This is a genomic window from Tsukamurella sputi, assembly GCF_007858445.1.
GTDB lineage: Bacteria > Actinomycetota > Actinomycetes > Mycobacteriales > Mycobacteriaceae > Tsukamurella > Tsukamurella sputi.
Genome location: NZ_VIGV01000263.1, coordinates 1 through 500, shown reverse-complemented (window position 1 = coordinate 500; position 500 = coordinate 1). Strand labels below are relative to the sequence as shown.

The window sequence follows — 500 nt, the reverse complement described above, 5'->3', positions numbered from 1 at the left end:
ACAAGGCGAGCGCCCACATGGAGGAGCTCATCGCCGTGTGCAACGCCGAGCAGCAGAAGCTCGAGGCCGTCGCCGAGGCCCTCGGCCGCAACGGCGGCCTCATCACCAGCACCGACGGCGACGCCGGCGGCCTGTTCACCGGCTACGTCATCTAGCCCGCCACCATCCACGAAGGGTCACGAACATGACTTCACCGCTGATCAAGGTCGATTACGCGAGCTACGACATCACGTCGGCGAGCCTCGGCAAGGCCTCCGCCGTCGCGGACGCGAACATCGCCGAGCTGACCGCGAACAACACCGCGAACCTCAACCTGGGCAACTGGGTGGGCGTCGACCAGGAGAGCTACCAGCACGTCCACGAGATCTGCCTCAAGGCGAACGAGAACCTCTCGATGGCGATCCGCAAGACGGGCGTGAACCTGCAGACGGCCGCCACGATCCATCAGGCCGGTCAGGCGCAGGCCGCGGGCCTCTACGGCATCTAGTACGACGAGGACG

1 protein-coding gene is annotated in these 500 nt (G+C 66.2%); it reads left to right on the top strand.

Features of this window, described 5'->3' with window-relative positions; translation table 11 throughout:
- The first annotated feature begins 184 nt into the window (after positions 1-184).
- Positions 185-487, top strand: coding sequence for a hypothetical protein (locus FK268_RS24070; protein ID WP_146437939.1), 303 nt, complete (start codon positions 185-187; stop codon positions 485-487).
- The last annotated feature ends 13 nt before the right edge of the window (positions 488-500 follow it).